Annotated in this window: 19 protein-coding genes and 1 pseudogene; 9 read left to right on the plus strand and 11 right to left on the minus strand. The window is 40.6% G+C overall.

All coding sequences use genetic code 11. From position 1 onward, the window contains the following. Positions 1-312: 312 nt before the first annotated feature. Positions 313-1132 (plus strand): annotated as a pseudogene (gene lgt, locus C0966_RS13615) (prolipoprotein diacylglyceryl transferase). Between the two features lie 176 nt (positions 1133-1308). Here lgt and pta read toward each other — a convergent pair. Further along, on the minus strand, positions 1309-2286 hold the full coding sequence (gene pta / locus C0966_RS13620; protein ID WP_274856282.1) for a phosphate acetyltransferase: 978 nt from the start codon (positions 2284-2286) through the stop codon (positions 1309-1311). Between the two features lie 294 nt (positions 2287-2580). On the opposite strand from pta, the gene hemQ reads away from it, so the two are divergent. Together hemQ and gerQ are read left to right on the plus strand one after the other, a co-directional pair. Further along, the gene (gene hemQ, locus C0966_RS13625) at positions 2581-3327 is read left to right on the plus strand and encodes a hydrogen peroxide-dependent heme synthase (protein WP_274856283.1); all 747 of its coding nucleotides are present in this window, start codon (positions 2581-2583) and stop codon (positions 3325-3327) included. A gap of 391 nt (positions 3328-3718) precedes the next feature. After that, the gene (gene gerQ, locus C0966_RS13630) at positions 3719-4189 is read left to right on the plus strand and encodes a spore coat protein GerQ (protein WP_274856285.1); all 471 of its coding nucleotides are present in this window, start codon (positions 3719-3721) and stop codon (positions 4187-4189) included. A gap of 329 nt (positions 4190-4518) precedes the next feature. Here gerQ and C0966_RS13635 read toward each other — a convergent pair whose 3' ends face one another. The 8 genes from C0966_RS13635 to mobA all read right to left on the minus strand — a co-directional run bounded on the left by C0966_RS13635 (position 4519) and on the right by mobA (position 9705). Next, the gene (locus tag C0966_RS13635; RefSeq protein WP_274853204.1) at positions 4519-5715 is read right to left on the minus strand and encodes an IS256 family transposase; all 1197 of its coding nucleotides are present in this window, start codon (positions 5713-5715) and stop codon (positions 4519-4521) included. Positions 5716-5949: 234 nt separating this feature from the next. After that, positions 5950-6321: a DUF423 domain-containing protein gene (locus C0966_RS13640; RefSeq protein ID WP_274856287.1), complete on the minus strand. Its 372-nt coding sequence runs from the start codon at positions 6319-6321 to the stop codon at positions 5950-5952. Between the two features lie 60 nt (positions 6322-6381). After that, positions 6382-6654: a YwdI family protein gene (locus C0966_RS13645; RefSeq protein ID WP_274856289.1), complete on the minus strand. Its 273-nt coding sequence runs from the start codon at positions 6652-6654 to the stop codon at positions 6382-6384. Positions 6655-6704: 50 nt separating this feature from the next. Next, the gene (locus tag C0966_RS13650; RefSeq protein ID WP_274856290.1) at positions 6705-6875 is read right to left on the minus strand and encodes a uracil-DNA glycosylase; all 171 of its coding nucleotides are present in this window, start codon (positions 6873-6875) and stop codon (positions 6705-6707) included. 437 nt (positions 6876-7312) lie between these two features. Next, entirely contained in the window at positions 7313-7999 is a 687-nt protein-coding gene (locus tag C0966_RS13655) for a uracil-DNA glycosylase (protein ID WP_274856296.1), read from the minus strand. A gap of 233 nt (positions 8000-8232) precedes the next feature. Next, the gene (gene moaD / locus C0966_RS13660; protein WP_274856297.1) at positions 8233-8466 is read right to left on the minus strand and encodes a molybdopterin converting factor subunit 1; all 234 of its coding nucleotides are present in this window, start codon (positions 8464-8466) and stop codon (positions 8233-8235) included. After that, positions 8459-8923 carry a molybdenum cofactor biosynthesis protein MoaE gene (locus C0966_RS13665; RefSeq protein WP_274856298.1) on the minus strand — a complete coding sequence of 155 codons (465 nt, stop codon included), beginning with the start codon at positions 8921-8923 and terminating at the stop codon, positions 8459-8461. Before C0966_RS13665 ends, moaD begins: the two co-directional genes overlap by 8 nt. A 185-nt stretch (positions 8924-9108) precedes the next feature. Next, positions 9109-9705 (minus strand): molybdenum cofactor guanylyltransferase, encoded by a 597-nt coding sequence (gene mobA / locus C0966_RS13670; RefSeq protein ID WP_274856299.1) that lies wholly within the window; start codon positions 9703-9705, stop codon positions 9109-9111. Between the two features lie 369 nt (positions 9706-10074). Between mobA and pdxK the strand changes: the two genes are divergently transcribed. From pdxK to bshB2, 3 genes are all read left to right on the plus strand, one after another. Next, the gene (gene pdxK / locus C0966_RS13675; RefSeq protein WP_274856300.1) at positions 10075-10911 is read left to right on the plus strand and encodes a pyridoxine/pyridoxal/pyridoxamine kinase; all 837 of its coding nucleotides are present in this window, start codon (positions 10075-10077) and stop codon (positions 10909-10911) included. A gap of 431 nt (positions 10912-11342) precedes the next feature. Next, positions 11343-11690 (plus strand): YojF family protein, encoded by a 348-nt coding sequence (locus C0966_RS13680; RefSeq protein ID WP_274856301.1) that lies wholly within the window; start codon positions 11343-11345, stop codon positions 11688-11690. A gap of 26 nt (positions 11691-11716) precedes the next feature. After that, positions 11717-12415, plus strand: coding sequence for a bacillithiol biosynthesis deacetylase BshB2 (bshB2, locus tag C0966_RS13685; RefSeq protein WP_274856302.1), 699 nt, complete (start codon positions 11717-11719; stop codon positions 12413-12415). Positions 12416-12697: 282 nt separating this feature from the next. Here bshB2 and C0966_RS13690 read toward each other — a convergent pair whose 3' ends face one another. Continuing rightward, positions 12698-13228 (minus strand): hemerythrin domain-containing protein, encoded by a 531-nt coding sequence (locus C0966_RS13690; RefSeq protein ID WP_274856303.1) that lies wholly within the window; start codon positions 13226-13228, stop codon positions 12698-12700. Between the two features lie 358 nt (positions 13229-13586). Between C0966_RS13690 and C0966_RS13695 the strand changes: the two genes are divergently transcribed. The 3 genes from C0966_RS13695 (at position 13587) to C0966_RS13705 (ending at position 16196) form a co-directional block, all read left to right on the plus strand. Further along, positions 13587-14318 carry an ABC transporter ATP-binding protein gene (locus C0966_RS13695; protein ID WP_274856304.1) on the plus strand — a complete coding sequence of 244 codons (732 nt, stop codon included), beginning with the start codon at positions 13587-13589 and terminating at the stop codon, positions 14316-14318. Further along, a complete protein-coding gene (locus tag C0966_RS13700; protein ID WP_274856305.1) occupies positions 14315-15343 on the plus strand; it encodes an ABC transporter permease in 1029 nt (342 codons plus the stop codon). The genes C0966_RS13695 and C0966_RS13700 overlap by 4 nt, the downstream gene beginning before the upstream one ends. Positions 15344-15542: 199 nt before the next feature. Then, positions 15543-16196 (plus strand): TetR/AcrR family transcriptional regulator, encoded by a 654-nt coding sequence (locus tag C0966_RS13705; RefSeq protein ID WP_274856306.1) that lies wholly within the window; start codon positions 15543-15545, stop codon positions 16194-16196. A gap of 99 nt (positions 16197-16295) precedes the next feature. Here the strand turns inward: C0966_RS13705 and C0966_RS13710 are convergent, their stop codons facing one another. Further along, positions 16296-17381, minus strand: coding sequence for a PQQ-dependent sugar dehydrogenase (locus tag C0966_RS13710; protein ID WP_274856307.1), 1086 nt, complete (start codon positions 17379-17381; stop codon positions 16296-16298). Positions 17382-17392 lie beyond the last annotated feature (11 nt).

Raw genomic sequence — 17392 nt, forward strand, 5'->3', positions numbered from 1 at the left:
TTTGATGCCAAATTTTGAGAGCTCTTCCATTACCCGAAACCTTATTTACAATAAAACAATACAAAAGTCTCACCTATTCAAAAAATTTTAACAAAATTATAGCCTATTTTACATGTGAATATTCAAGAAATAAAGTCGTTTCTATTTTGAAGTTGAACTAAAGACATGAAGATGTTGAGGCAGCACCTTAAAATTTAAATTTTTCACATATGCTTTTTCTCCGTCAAGATTGAGAGAGACGGAATCTGGAATCGTAAAGCTTCCGGTTTTTATTTTCGTATGATGGATGATTGATGGATTAGGAGTTATCATATGGAAAATATGATTGAACCGATCGACAGGGTTGCGATCGATCTCGGTCCGATCCAACTATACTGGTACGGTGTTATTATCATTGCCGGCGCCCTTCTCGGCCTATGGCTCGCCATGCGTGAAAGCGAGCGACGTGATCTGCCAAAAGAAACCTTTGCCGATCTCGTCATTTATGCATTTCCAGTTTCAATCATATTCGCACGCATTTATTACGTCATTTTTAAATGGGAATATTATGCCGAACATCCCATTAAAATTTTTGCCATCAGGGAAGGCGGACTGGCCATGCACGGTGTACTATTCGGGGCGGTATTGTCGATTATCGTGTTTGCAAAGGTACGACAAAATATCGTTTTGGAAACTTGCCGACATTTTGGCACCAAGCCTGATTTTGGGCCAGGCAATTGGACGCTGGGGAAATTTTATCAACCAGGAAGCCCACGGTGGACCTGTATCGAGGGAATTTCTCGAAAATCTGTATTTGCCCGACTTTATCATTAACCAGATGTACATAGACGAGACGTATTATCATCCGACGTTTTTATATGAGTCACTTTGGAATTTTGCAGGTTTTATCGTTCTAATGTTCCTCCGACGGGTAAATTTAAGGCGCGGCGAGTTGTTTTTGATTTATATTATCTATTACTCGTCCGGCCGTTTCTTTATCGAAGGAATGAGAACAGATAGCTTAATGCTTACGGAAAATTTCCGGATGGCGCAAGTCGTTTCCGTCGTTTTAATCTTTGTGGCTACGCTGATCATCTGGTACCGCCGAAAAAAAGGTTATGCAGATATCCGCTATTTAGATAATGGCATGTAATAGAATAAGGAAATGATCGAGATGAGAGGCAGGTTGTTGTCTTATATTATTCAGAAATACATTCCAATGGGCACATCTGCCTCGGCCGGGTAAACCAAAGTAAGTAACTCGGCTATGGTAAAAAAGAGGAAGCAGGAGAAATCCCCTGCTTCCTCTATACTCTATGTCCCTAAAAATTACTGCTGCAGCGCCTGGGCAGCTGTAATTAAAGCTAGTTTGTAGACGTCCTCTTCATTGCATCCGCGGGAAAGGTCGTTTACAGGGCGGTTTAATCCTTGAAGAATTGGGCCGACTGCTTCAAAGTTTCCTAATCGCTGAGCAATTTTGTATCCGATATTTCCTGCCTCAAGGCTTGGGAATACAAATACATTGGCATCCCCTTGGATTGGTGAATCCGGAGCTTTCTTTTTCGCTACAGATGGAACAAACGCAGCATCAAATTGGAATTCTCCATCTAAAACAAGTTGTGGATCGCGTGATTTTGCCTCTTGAACGGCTGCAACAACCTTTTCTGTTTCCGGTGATTTTGCAGAACCTTTCGTTGAAAAACTTAACATTGCAACGCGTGGTTCAATATCAAACATTCTTGCAGTTCTAGCACTTTCAATTGCAATTTCTGCAAGATCCTTGCTGTCAGGAGCGATATTAATGGCACAGTCTGCAAATACATATTTTTCATCTCCGCGTACCATGATGAATACGCCGGATGTTTTGCTTACTCCTTCTTTTGTTTTAATAATTTGCAAAGCAGGGCGAACCGTATCTGCTGTCGAATGGGCCGCACCGCTTACTAAGCCGTCAGCTTTGTTTGTATAGACGAGCATTGTTCCAAAATAGTTTTCGTCAAGCAAAATTTTGCGTGCATCTTCTTCTGTTGCTTTCCCTTTCCGTCTTTCAACAAATGATTGAACGAGTTCATCCATCATCGCATAGTTGGCCGGATCATAGATTTCCATTGCGTCCAATGATACGTTAAGGTCACGAGCTTTTGACTGGATTTCTTCAATATTTCCGATAAGGATCGGTGTTAAAACTTTCTCTTCTGCAAGTCTTCCCGCTGCTTTTAAAATGCGTTCATCAAGCCCTTCCGGAAAAACAATTTTTAGATTTTGCCCTGTAATTTTTTGTTTTAATCCTGCAAATAAATCGCTCATTTCTAAATCCTCCTTACATCTACATGTTTAGCATACTTCACCCATTTTAAAATTCAATCATTTAGAGTGATGTAAGCGTTTTCAAACAAAATGTGTTTGTTTTGAAAACTTTCATAATAATTTTGAAACGACTGTTTTTGCTAGAACATCATTAATATCTGCCTTCTATTTGTAAAATATCCTTGTTTTATGTAACTATAACCGTGAACTGCCAATATTCAGTGTTTATTCACATCTGTTTTGGCGAAACTATGTTATAGTATTGTTATCATAAGTTTTTAGGAGTGATAGTGAATGAGTGAAGCAACACAAACTCTCGATGGCTGGTATAGTTTGCATGATTTCCGCTCAATTGATTGGACCGCATGGAAAATGCTTTCCAGTGACGAACGCCAAGCAGCCATCCACGAGTTTTTAGGCCTTCTTGAGAAATGGAATGCAACTCAAGATCGCAAAGAAGGAAGCCACGCTCTATCCACAGTTGTCGGACAAAAAGCGGATTTCATGATGATGATCTTACGTCCTACAATGGAAGAATTAAATGAAATTGAAACGGAATTTAACAAAACGAAATTAGCTGAATATACAATTCCAACCTATTCTTATGTTTCAGTGGTTGAACTTAGCAACTACTTGCCATCTGAAGAGGATCCATATCAAAATCCTCATGTTCAAGCACGTCTTTATCCTATTCTACCGAAATCAAAATATATTTGTTTTTATCCAATGGACAAGCGCCGTCAAGGAAATGACAACTGGTACATGCTTCCGATGGAAGAGCGCCGCAACTTAATGAGAAGCCACAGCATGATTGGCCGCAAATACGCAGGCCTTGTAAAACAAATTATTACAGGTTCTGTCGGATTTGATGACTATGAGTGGGGCGTTACACTGTTTTCAGATGATGTCCTTCAATTTAAGAAGCTTGTTTACGAAATGCGCTTTGATGAAGTGAGCGCACGTTACGGCGAATTTGGTTCCTTCTTTGTAGGAAACCTTTTGGAAGAAGACCGTATCAGCAAGTTTTTACATGTAAATTAATTTAATATTATCAAACTCCCGGTAATGAAATGCCGGGAGTTTTTTTATCTATCTTCTTACGCAAAATCAACATCACTGAATAGGTTACAATCCGTGATATAGGCATAAAGGCATAAGGAAGCGAACTACACCTTTCTTTTTATGCATAAACTTCAAAGCAAAACATATGTATGAATCAGTGGGTATTTATCAAAGTTATCATTCAGTGCTGAATGTCATTTCACCAGCGAAATCTGCCATGATGTAAAGAGAGGTGAAAGGCAGAAAAGAATGTTCATAAAAACAATGTATGACGTTAAAAATTTCACCGCTTTTTTCATCAATGGCATTAGATCATCCAAGTGTTGATTAAGAAAATTCATTTTGATTCGGATATTTAGGAGGGAACTGCATGAATCAAACGAATCCTTATGCAAGTTATGGTACCTATCCATATGGCTATGGCTTTTATAATTATGGCGTTCAAGGCCAGCGCCAGCAAGCAGGTTCACAACAAGGCTATCCGTATCCGCAAGCCGGAGGACCTATGTATAGTGTTCCTATGCCGCAAAGCACTCCTACGACAGGGCCTCAAGTACCGGGAATGCTTCCCATAGAAGAATCATACATTGAGAATATTCTTCGTTTGAATAGAGGAAAGCTTGCGACTATTTATATGGCATTTGAAGACAAAGAACCGAGAGCTTTCAAGGGGATTATTGAAGCAGCCGGAAGAGACCATATTATTATCAGTGATCCACAAACCGGAACACGCTATTTGCTGCCAATGGTTTACTTAAACTATGTTACTTTTGATGAAGAAATTGAATATGAATATCCATTAGGCGGCGGACCCGGATTAGCTTCTTATCCTCCGAGGTAACATATGTTTTCAGAAACATTGGATAACTAACAGGAGAAAGACGTTAAAAATTTTTAAGAAAAGGACCGGGCAAGCTTGCCCGGTTTTTTTCTTTTTTAGAATATTGGAATGGAGGCTCATAAAATTGATCGACAGCTCATAAACGAAAATTATAGGCTCATATTTCGGAATGAAGGCTCATAATTCGAAATAAAGGCTTATATTTCAAAATGAAGGCTCATAATTCGAAATAAAGGAGTCAAGTCCTTAATATTGTGTAAAATACTAATTACAAGGTTTTAGCCTATTTATTTAATTTGATTGGAAGGGGGTACCCCCTTCCAATCAAATTAAATTTCGCGCTCGCGCGGGACATTCTCGTTTTTCGCAAAAATGCTTTTTTTCTTGGCTTGTTCCTCATCATAATCCATTAAGACAGCTCCAATCAGCCGATAGGCAGACTGCGTATTTGGAAATATGCGGATCACCCTTTCACGACGGCGAACTTCCTGATTTAATCGTTCCAGAGAGTTGGTGCTACGGATTAAGCGATGCCATTTTGCGGGATGACTTAAATATTGGATGGCGTCTTCAAAGCCCTCATCTAATATCTCCAGTGCCTTTTCAAGTTTCGGATTCTCTTCATAGCTCTTAAAGAACACATTGCGAAAGAAACGGGCATCTTCTACCGTAACGGCTTCGAATATCCTTTTTAAATCGACAATGACCTCTCCCATGCCTTTTTTAGGCAATGCTTCGATGATATTTCGTTTGAAATGAACGGTACAACGCTGCCATGATGTTCCGATAAATTCCTTTTCTATCGCTTTCTTTAATCCTTTATGGGCATCTGAAATCACCAGCTTGGGGGATTGCAACCCCCTTGACTTTAACTCACTCAAAAATTCCCGCCATGCTTCATAGCTTTCTTTATGATCGATTTTAAAACCGATCACTTCCCTTTTTTGGTCCTGGTTAATGCCGGTCGCAATATACACCGCTTTAGAGACGACTTTATGGTGTTCACGCACTTTGATATACATGGCATCTACAAAAATATAAGAGTAATATTGGACATTTAACGGTCGGTTTGCCCATTGTTTGACAACTGGATCAAGCTTTTCTGTCAAGGATGAAACAAAGGATTTCGAAACTTTTTCCCCGCATAATTGTTCTACAACATTCGTCACTTTGCGTGTAGACACTCCATTTACAACCATCTCGAGCATGGATAAGACAAAGGTTTGGTCCACACGCGCATAGCGTTCAAAAACAGATGGTGAAAAGTCACCATTACGTGTACGGGGAACTCTTAATTTAATCTTTCCAATACTTACAATAAAGTCACGGTCATAGTAGCCATTTCGGTAGTCTTGGCGTTCGGAGGTGCGCTCATAAGCCTTAGCCTGTAAATACTCATCACGCTCTTTTTCCATGTACTCATTCAAGACTAAAACAATGGTTGATTTAACTACCGCATCAATATTTGAATTCATGACCGAATCTTTTAAAAGGTCCATATTTAGGGTAAACTGTAATTGGGTCATAATTAAATCTCCTTTTCAATGTTTTATGTAGGCATTAAAACATTGTAACCAAAAGGGATTAATTTGACCCTTTTTCTTTTTACACAATTATACGGACTTAATCAATAAAGGCTTATATTTCAAAATGAGGACTCATAAATCGAAATGAAGGCTTATATATCTAAATGACGGCTCATTTATCAAAATAAAGGCTCATTTATCAAAAAAATGCTCATAACCCAGCCAAAGCTTTTCTTATAAATATTTCACAGCGGCAATCACGAGCAGCGCCCAAGCAGCGAGAAATGAAATTCCACCGAATGGGGTAATTGCTCCGAGAATACTGATTCGGGTTACACTTAAAACATAAAGGCTTCCTGAGAATAATACAATTCCAATGAACATGAGCCAGCCTGACGAGGACAACAGCGAACTAGCCGGAACCTTACCCAAAAGAATTCCGATTACCAATAATCCGGCAGCATGAAACATTTGATATGTAACACCGGTCTTCCATATTTCCAGATATTTCGGCTCAATTTTCCCTTCCAGTCCATGAGCCCCAAAAGCTCCTAAAGCTACGGATAAAAAAGCATTAATCGCTCCTAGTAATATAAAAAGCTTCATTTTTCTTCCCTTCTTTTCCATATTGAATTTTCATTGAACTTTTTTCACTGCATACAGATTTTAAAAATCGAAAATTGACTCACCATTTGCGTCATCTTCCATTTCCATTCGCCGAGGCTGCTGTACGTTTATTTTTCCTGACGGAGAGGCAGAAACAAACTTGGCAGCTTCCACCTCTGTCGGCCATTCGGTTTCTGACTCTTCTAAAATCAAGTCACACATCGTTTTAATCGCATAAATTTTTTCCCTAACCAATGAAACGGATGAAACATTTTTTGCCGCCTGTAATTCCTTTTCTATCTTACCAAGCATTTTCTGTATAGAAATATTCATATTTCCACCTCATTAAACGGTTCCAAAAATTGAGTTTTCATCAAACAATACTATTCTTTTCGTTCATATTTCAGGCAAGCCCGGCCGGAAGCGCGAAAAACTTCAACAGAAGGAAGGTTTCTTGTTTTAAATTGAAATGCTTTGCAGCCTCTTGGAAAATTCGGATCCCATGTAACATAAAAGTGGCTGCATTTTACACAGTTAATTTTTCTTTTCTCCAATTTCGCCTCTTCCTTTTCATCGCGAACTCTTATTTATCATACAATATTTTTCTTTCGGTGACACCATACCAACTCTTTCTGTTTTGCTTCCACTATCAACAAGAAAGAACGGGGCTGACTCATAAGCAAAGGGTCAGCCCCCTCCAATACAACTTATACACAAACTCTGAAAAAGCCATTCTATTTATTTTCATTGCCGGAGGGGGCCAGACCCCTTTGTCTGTTTCACGTGAAACATGTCATTTTCTGTGGAAAAGGGGCGGAGCTACGCTAACAAAAATAAAAATGCCAACTTATCTTTAGCAAGATACTTGTTTGGCTTTGTAAATATTAAGAGCTTAGCTTCGCTCACACCTCCTTATTATTTTGGTTCTGTTTTATAATGGAAACTATTTCCATGTTAGAGTTGGGAGTTTAAAACTCATGCTCGTTTTTCGTCAAATATTCTCAATCTGCCAGTCAATTTCTTTTTCACCCAATTCTTGTAGAATCTTATTGATTCTTGAAAAAGGGCGGCTGCCAAAAAAGCCTTTGGAAGCAGACAAAGGGCTCGGATGAGGGGATGTAATAACAAAGTGTTTATCGTTGGTTATTAATTTTTGCTTCATCTGTGCCGGACGGCCCCAAAATACAAAAATAACCGGCTTTTCCCGTTCATTTAGTAGGGTGATAATGCGATCCGTGAAAAATTCCCAGCCTTTCCCCTTATGGGAATGAGCTTGTCCTTTTCTTACTGTTAAAACAGTATTTAGTAGCAAGACGCCTTCCTCAGCCCACTTTACTAAATATCCATTATTCGGAATAAAGCAACCAAGATCATCGTTTAACTCTTTAAAAATGTTTTTCAAAGACGGCGGAATGTCCACCTCAGGCTTTACAGAAAAACTAAGGCCATGCGCCTGGTTTGGGCCATGATAAGGATCTTGTCCCAATATTACTGCTTTGACATCTTTATACGGGGTATAGTGCAAAGCATTGAAAATTTCGGTTTTAGGAGGATAAATCGTTCTTGTTTTATATTCTTCTTCAAGAAAATATTGCAGCTTCATAAAATATGATTTCGTAAATTCGCCTGCCAAAAGCCGGTCCCAGTCATTCCGGAAAATTTTTTCGGTAAATTCCAAATCACTCACCTGCTGGTCATTCGTTTTCCCCACATAAATGGGTTTCAAACTAAAGGGGCTGACTATAAGCAATGGTCAGACCCCTCAAATACAACTTATAGACAAACTTTGAAAAAGCCATGCTATATTTTGTCTTGCTGAATGGAGTCAGACCCTTTTCAATCGAATTTATTACCCGTGTTCATTATAAAGGAATGGCAGCCGGTTTGCCGCTTCAGACCCTTTTCATTTTATTACCCCCCGCTTACCGGAGGAATAAAAGCGATTGTATCTCCATCCTTGATGACTTCTTCATTTCTTGCAAATTCTTCATTAATGGCTGTCATAACGGTTTTCGGTACTTCAATCCCGTACTTTTCAGCAATTAAATCTTTTAGTTCTGCAATTGTCTTTCCGCTTGCATCCAGCTGAACGAATTCTTCACCGACCAATTCCCGCAAATGAGCAAAAAATAAAATATTATTCATTTAAATCTTCCACCTCCGGTTTTCCAGTCGGGTAAGCAACGGTTTCCAACTGGTTGCCGACCCATTCTTCCCCGTCTTCCCAATGTTCCTTTTTCCAAATCGGCACAATTTCTTTTATTCTCTCAATAGCATAGCGATTCGCTTCATAGGCGTCCGCACGGTGGGGAGTGGAAACTGCAATTACGACAGCGACATCCGTAATATCCAATTTCCCGACTCTATGAGTGATCGCAACTTTTGCACCTTTCCACCGCTCCTGAATTTCATTTCCAATCTGCTCCAGCTTTTTCACAGCCATTGCCTCATATGCTTCATAAATGAGGAACAGCGTTTTTTTTCCATTCGTCAGCTCGCGCACTGTCCCGATAAAAACCGTGATGGCGCCGGCCTCACGCTGAACAACTTTATCAATGACCGATTGGATATTAATTGGTTCTTTGGAAACTTCATAGTTCATCGTGCTCACCTCTATTTTTAAATCATGACCGGGGCCATTTCCAGCACAGCAACAGTCCGAAATCCAATGATTTTTCCCTTACTATATTTATATTCTGTATATTTAACAGATTTCCTTTAGTATAGTTCTTGCTTGAAGTATTTTGAGACCAGGAAGATGGATGTACCCCCCTATCTCAACTGCCGTTAACCCCTTCTATTTTCGGACTGTATTCTCAATGCCTGTTCGTATTCTTCGGGATGGTTCATGTTAAATAAAAATTTTTCGTTCAGAGTAAAGGGAAAGTCGTTTTCCTTTACGGTTTTTGCATTCACCATCTTGAGAAAATGACGGATTTTTAAATTTTCATCAGCTATGGCCCGATTCACCGTTCCAAGTGTTTCTTTTCGATAGGCGGCGTATAAAGGATGCAGCCTTCCGGAAACTTCAGGGACGGCTGCCTCGTATTCGTCGAGTGTTTGTAAAAGAAATGCCCCAAGTTCAGCGGAGATAAAAGGCATATCGCAAGCGACAATTAAATTCTTTTCATTTTTGCTTTCGGCCAGACCGGCCTGTATTCCGGCCAAAGGACCTTTTCCTTTAATTTTATCCTCAACCATAGGAAGATTCAGAAATTGATAATCTTCAAAATTATTGGTTGCGATGATGATTTCAGTGGTTATTTTTCCAAGTTCTTTAGCAATTCGTTCAATGATTGTCAATCCATCCACTTTTAGCAGCGCCTTATTTGTTCCCATTCTCCTTGATTTTCCGCCGGCCAGAATAATTCCCGTTGCTTGCACTTTTATCACCTCTTTTTAGCTGGTCGTTTTTTGTGGAAAAGGGGCGGAGCTACGCTAACAAAGATAGAATTGCCAACTTATCTTTATTTAGCTTTCTAAATATTTAGAGGTTGGCTTCGCTCACACCGCCTTATTATGTCGGTTCTGTTTTATATTGAGGGTTGGGAGGTTAAAACTCATGCTCGTTTTTTGTTCGATAATTCCGATTCCTTTTTCTTGATATTCTAGCATACTTTCATACAATTTCGGTTTATTCGTTCAATGGCCTTCTTTTTGTAGTTTTTAGTATTTTGTACTCTCTTTTTGTAGTGATATAATTTTAAAATAAACGAATATTTGGACTTTTGGACTGCAAGGGGGAAGCAACGAATGACAATGAAAAAAGTTTTAACGATTGCCGGATCTGATTCCAGCGGAGGCGCCGGGATTCAGGCAGATTTAAAAACATTCCAGGAACTCGGCGTCTATGGAATGACGGCGTTGACGACGATTGTGACAATGGATCCTAAAAACCACTGGCATCATCATGTGTTTCCGATTGCAATCGAAACATTGAAAGCACAGTTAGAAACAATCCTTTCGGTCGGTATTGACGCGATGAAGACAGGCATGCTCGGATCAGTTGAAATCATTGAATTAGCAGCCAAAGTAATTGATGAAAATAAATTGGACAAAGTCGTCATCGACCCTGTTATGGTATGTAAAGGGGAAGATGAAGTGCTTCATCCGGAAACCGCGGAAGCTTTAAGAGAAGTGCTTGTTCCAAGGGCAACCGTCGTTACGCCAAATCTGTTTGAAGCATGGCAGCTTGCAAAAACAGGTCCGATCAAAACCATTGATGATATGAAAGAAGCTGCGGCAAAAATTCATGAACTTGGTGCAAAATTTGTGCTCATTAAAGGCGGAAGCAAACTTCAGCATGAAAAAGCAGTTGACCTTCTATTTGACGGAAAAGAGTATCAATTTTTAGAGTCTGAAAAAATCGATACAACCTATACTCACGGAGCCGGCTGTACGTATTCTTCCGCTATTACCGCAGAATTGGCAAAAGGAAAAACTGTTCTTGAAGCTGTGGAAGTGGCAAAAGATTTTATTACGGAAGCGATTCGCCACGGCTTTAAATTAAACCAATATGTCGGACCGACTATGCATGGCGCATACCGCTATTTTGGCGCAGGCCGCCGTCTTGAACATGCTGCAAATTAAGTAATGACTGCATGTTAAACCACGGTTTCTGGTTACTACCCCTGCAACGTCGATGATTTGGAATGGGAATTCGACAACAATTTTCACCAAAAACAAAGCCGGGAGAAACCCGGCTCTTTTTATGCATAATGATACAAATGACCTACCCCTCTATACCGCATTAACGCATTACCGCAGTGCGGGTCTGGCCCTCATTGCATTAACGCTTTAAAGTGGTGCGGGCCTGGCCCTCGTTGGATTAACGCGTTAAAGCATTTAGATTTTTGTTGCAGCTGTGACAAGCGTCTGTTTCGCATTTGTGAGTGATTTTTAGTATGATAATAAAAAGCGCAAACGTTTTCGGAACAAGCGAATTTGTTCCTGAGATCACTTTTCTAAAAGCAGCTATCCCATTCTGATAGATATTTTTGTGTTGAAAGGAGAACTCTCCGATGGAACCTGTGATTCCTGAAAAAGTTCAAAATGAAATCGATTCATTTGCCAATAAAAAGGTTTATTTGCATTTAGAAACGACGAATGGAGCTTATGCTTCCCACTATAATCAATCTTTTTTTTCCGCAGGAGCTTTTATCCGAAATGCTCAAATTCAGTACGAACACGGAAAAATTACCGGAAATGGCCCTTACCGTGTTGGACTTAAAATGGAATTTGGCTGGGTTTATGCGGAAGGGATTACCCATTTTGAAATCGACGAAAACGGACGGCTTTTGCTCGCCGGCCATGATTTTAACGGCAAACTCGCAGTAGCGCTGCAAATAAGCCTGACCCCATTTGAATAATCAGAACATTTGAAAGGAGCATAAACGTGGAGAAAGAACGGCAAATATTAATTGTTTTCCCCCACCCTGATGATGAAGCATTTGGCGTTTCCGGCACAATTGCCTCTTATACCCGAAATGGCACACCAGTAACATATGCATGCCTGACACTTGGAGAAATGGGGCGGAATATGGGAAATCCCCCGTTTGCTAACAGGGAGAGCCTTCCGAAAATCCGAAAGCAGGAGCTTCAGGAAGCTGCAAAAATTCTCGGCATTCAAGACTTGAGAATGATGGGTTTAAGAGATAAAACAATTGAGTTTGAAGATGAAGAGAAACTGACGAACATGGTTTCTTCCCTCATTGAAGAAGTAAATCCTTCGTTAATTATCACATTTTATCCCGGCTATTCTGTTCATCCCGATCATGAAGCAACAGGCGCCGCAGTTGTCAGAGCGGTTGAGCGGATTCCGGAACAAGAGCGGCCGAAACTCCATTGCGTTGCTTTCTCCAACAATTGCGAGGAAGAACTGGGACCACCGGATATCGTCAACGATGTCAGTGCAGTAAAAGAAGTGAAAATGAAAGCTATGAAAGCCCATAAGTCGCAAACACAGCTTATGACAGCAGAAATGGAGGAAAAACTGAAAAAGAATGATCCTCAGGTTCTCGCCTGGCTGCAGTACGAAAGATTTTGGACGTATAAATTTTCTGCTCCAACGAATACTTTTCATCCGCCATTGTAAAATCGAATGGAGGGGGTGACTAGCCCCCTGCTCGGTTTGTTTTTTCGATTACTTCTTTCAATGAGTCAGCAAACCTCTGATAGTCTTTTCATCTGGAAATCCCCATTATACATGATAGGCAGATGCTTTACTCACCATTTTACATGATGTGGATATTTTTCATATCAAGGCTAGAAGAGGAACAAGATAGCGTTTTACGTGCGGTTAAAAAGAAAAGCTGACCGAAAACAAGTGTCAGCCTCTGTATGTGAGGTTAAACATGGATTGGTCAGCTTCTTTGCGTTAAAGTATATGTTTTGCGAGTTCCTCTTTTTCCTCATCAGATAGCATTCTTTCAGCCATAGGGAAGAGGACATTTTCTTCTTTCATAAAATGTTCTGTTAAAATCATATATGCATTGATGACATAGGAAGCTAATTCTTTTGCCGCCTCCATGTTCACTTCTTTATCTAACATGGTTGTTTTTTCAAGAAATGCTGCAATATTTCGTTTTGCTTGGTCGTGTTCATATTCCATTACTGCAATAGGGCCAGTCGTACTGCCGATGTACTTCGCCATCATTGGAAATAGTACGCCTTCTTCACGTTCCGAATGTGGGTCAAGATGAGAAAGAAATAGTTTTACTTTCTCGCGCAACTGCAACAGCTCTTCTTTCCAATCCGCCTGTTCTGCATTGTTTCCAATTTGCTTCGCAGTTTCAAATAAAGCCTGTTTTTCTTCATTTAATGGTCCATGCTCAGCTAATAATTGCTGGAGAGCAGGACATAAAGTCACCGAACCATTTTGTAACATATGGCAAGGAGAAAATTCCATCGCGAGCACCTCCTAAAATCTCTATGCTTTTATTGTACAAATGATTTCTAAGAAATGATGTGATACTCATCACGTTGTCCATTCATTATGTTTCCTCATGGTGTCTATTTGAATCCGGAAATCAAACGATTAAAAAGTCGAGTTGGTCAGTGGGAGTTTCCGTTTTGACCGATAGAAAAGCAGTGAAAAGCGTTGTTTTGGCAGTAAATTTGTTCCATTGGAATATAAGATGATTAAAGAAATTTCGCTTCCTGTTAAAAATTTTTACAATAATGAGTGATTACTCACTTTACAAATCATCTGTTTCGATTTACTCTATAAGTAAGTGATTACTCACTTTAAAAAATGAGGTGAAACTATGAATAATGTGGAAGCCATTATATCCACAAGGAATGTTTCAAAGTCTTTCGGCAAACAGGAAGTCTTAAAGGATATTAACCTGGAAATTTTTCGCGGAGAAATTTTCGGCCTTCTTGGCCCGTCCGGTGCAGGCAAAACAACGCTCGTCAAGCAGCTGGTGGGGCTTGATTTGCCAACAAGCGGCGAAAATTTTGTTTTTCAAAAACGGATGCCTTCTTTATCTCTTATTGAAAAAATCGGTTATATGGCGCAATCCGATGCGTTATACGGGGAACTTTCGGCAAAAGAAAACCTTGAATTCTTTGCGGCTCTATATGGATTAAAAGGAGAGCGGCGCCAAAAAAGAATAAAAGAAGTGATGGAAATTGTCGAGTTATCGGAGCATCTCAACAAACTCGTGTCCAATTATTCAGGCGGAATGAAGCGGCGCTTATCATTGGCGATTGCCTTGCTGCATGAGCCCGAGCTTCTGATCCTTGACGAGCCGACTGTCGGGATTGACCCGGTCCTGAGAAAAAACATTTGGAACTCTTTTTACGACCTAAAGAAAAATGGCACTACCATCATTGTTACAACGCATGTGATGGATGAAGCGGAAAAATGCGACCGGCTCGGAATGATTCGCAGCGGGGAATTGATTGCAGTCGGAACTCCGGAAGAGTTAAGAAGAAACACAAACACTGCAACGATTGAAGAAGCCTTTCTTGTATTCGGAGGTGCGGAGTCATGAGAGTGACAGCCTTGATCATACGGATTTTACGGCAATTTATCCGCGACAAACGGACGATGGCTTTAATGATATTTGCCCCGATTTTAGTTCTGACAATGCTTCATCTCGTTTTTAACGGCGATGACTACGAACCGAAAATCGGGCTTGTCGATGTTCCCCAGGCTGTTCAAGATCAATTAAACTTAAAAAATGCGAATCTTTCAGACTATGAAAATACCAAACTGGCAAAAAAAGATCTTAAGGAAAAAAAGCTGGACGCCTATATCGCGATTAATGAGCAAATCCCGTCCATCACGCTTGAAGGAAGCGACCCTAGCGTCAATGGGGCTGTTATAAAATGGTTCCAGGAAGCGTTCAAGCCGCTGCAGCAAACTGGAACAACCTTGGAACCGGACATCAGCTATTTACACGGATCCAAAGATATGGGGCAGTTTGATTACTTTGGGCCGGTGCTGCTCGGATTTTTTGTCTTTTTCTTCGTATTCTTGATTGCCGGCGTTTCATTTTTAAGGGAAAGAACGACCGGAACATTGGAAAGACTGCTTTCGAGCCCGCTTCGCCGCTGGGAGATAGTCGCAGGTTATATCCTCGGTTTTGGAATTTTTACAATGCTGCAAGCAGGGATTATTGCATGGTACGCCATTTATGTCCTAGGTATGTTAATGGAAGGGTCGTTTGGCTATGTCCTGCTGATCATCTTGCTTTTGTCCTTGACAGCTTTAACACTTGGAATCTTTCTGTCGGCTTTTGCAAATAATGAGCTTCAAATGATTCAATTCATTCCGATCGTCGTAGTGCCGCAAATTTTCTTCTCCGGGTTGTTTAACCTAGAAACCATTTCCGAATGGTTAAGCTGGATTGGACCGTTCACTCCGCTCTACTATGCTGCGGACGCACTCCGGGATGTTATGGTAAGAGGATACGGCTGGAATGATATTTATGTTGATTTGCTCGTCCTTGCAGGTTTTTCAGCTATATTTATCACACTAAATATTTTTGCGTTAAAGAAGCACAGGAAGATTTAAGAACGATGATGGCTTTTTTCGGTATGAAGGCTGTCTCAAAAGCCTAAGGGTCAGACCCCATAACACAATATATAGGACATAATGTTGGATAAATGTGCTATATGTTGATAAATGCAAATGAGGTCAGACCCTTACGATACAGCCTTACACTTTGGCAGTACTTTAACAAAAAGATTTATTTTATTTGAAGGAGCACATGATGTACAACGAAGATTTTATGATGGAAGAATTTTTTGAGAATGAAGAAGGACTGACAGAAAAGCAGAAAAAAATCATCATTGCAGCGATTGAGTCCTTTTCTGAAAAAGGCTATGCCGCAACTTCAACAAGTGAAATAGCCAAAAAAGCAGGAGTCGCCGAAGGCACCATTTTCAGGCATTATAAAACGAAAAAGGATTTGCTTGTTTCGATTGTCGCCCCGATGATGGCGAAATTTATAGCGCCATTCGTCATTAAAGATTTATATAAAGTCCTTGACCAGCGGTTTGAGCGATTTGAAGATTTCTTACAAGCAATGATCGAAAACCGGGCAGAGCTTTTAAAGAACAACTTGCCGATGTTTAAAATTTTCATCCAAGAGATTCCTTTTCATCCTGAACTGAAAGCATTGTTTAGAGAACATATCGCAAATAAGGTCTATGAACGGTTCTCGGAGCTTGTTAAACATTATCAGGAGAAAGGACAGATTATTGAAATGCCTGCTTATAGCGTTGTCAGGCTTGTTGTTTCGTCCATTTTCGGCTATTTATTTGGCCGCTATCTGTTATTCCCGGAAGCAGATTGGGATGACGAAGCAGAAATTGAACGAACCATCCATTTCATTATGCATGGACTGGAACCGAAAAACGAATAACACTCCAACACACTAAAGCGTTAATCCGTTGAGGGTCTGGCCCGCTGTGCTTTAAAGTGTTAAAGGCCTGGCTGAACTCAATCAGCCAGGCCTTGCTTCTTATAAATCGGGTAGTGATATTTTATATAGTTTATCATCGTTTTCGTCAGGGGTTCCGCGGCCGTCTGTGTTATTGCTGATAAAGTAAAGATCGTTTCCTTCAATAAAAACGTCGCGGATTCGGCCAAGCCCGTTGACAACTTCCCTTGTCGTCCCTTTTTCTAAGTCAAACTCCTTTACCGCGATTCCCCTCAGTGTTGCAACGTACAGTTTGCCATTATGATAAACCATGCCGGATGGCGCCCATGTGTCTTCTCCGGATTGGAAGAGGGGCGGGATCATCCCTTTTTGCTTTTCTTCGCCCATAATGACAGGCCAGCCGTAATTTCCGCCGGCTTTTATTAAGTTAATTTCATCGTGGCCGGACGGTCCGTGCTCACTTTCATACAGCGTACCATCAGGGCTCCAGGCAAGCCCTTGAGGATTCCTGTGCCCGTAACTGTACGTATAAAAACCGGAAATCGGATTATCATCAGGTACGGATCCATCGAGATTCAGCCGCAATATTTTTCCTCCGAGAGATTTAGGATCCTGGGCAGTTTCCGGATTGGTGGCACCGTCTCCTGCAGTTGCGTACAGCTTGCCGTCAGGGCCAATTTCCAGCCTTCCGCCGTGATGAAATTGGCCGCTTGGGATTTTATCAAGCAAAACACGCTGTTCATTCCATTCCCCGTCTTGAAAAACAAGTTCAACAATCTGATTGAACTGGCCTGTTTGATCTTCGTATGTGTAATAGGCAAAAGCTTTATTTGTCTTTGAAAAATCAGGAGCGAGCACAAAGCCAAGAAATCCTGCTTCCTCTGCACCGGCCAGCCGTTTTCTTAATTTGACATTCTGTCTCTCTGTTTTGCCATTTTCAATTTTTACGATACTTCCTGTTCTCTCGCTTATGTAAAAAGTGTTCCCGGTTTTGTTAATGGACCAAGGAATTTCAAGGCGACCAGCAATGATTTCCGGTTGGGTCAGCTGCCTTACAGTTTCTTGCTCGCCGGAATCAGTGTGAAGCTGACCTTCTTCTTTCTCCGGTTCATTCGAACATCCAAACAGCAGCAGTAAAAGACTCAACGATAATAAAATTTTTTTCATTTGCTCGTTCC

Origin of the sequence: Bacillus methanolicus, from assembly GCF_028888695.1 — a bacterium.
Classification (GTDB): domain Bacteria; phylum Bacillota; class Bacilli; order Bacillales; family Cytobacillaceae; genus Bacillus_Z; species Bacillus_Z methanolicus_B.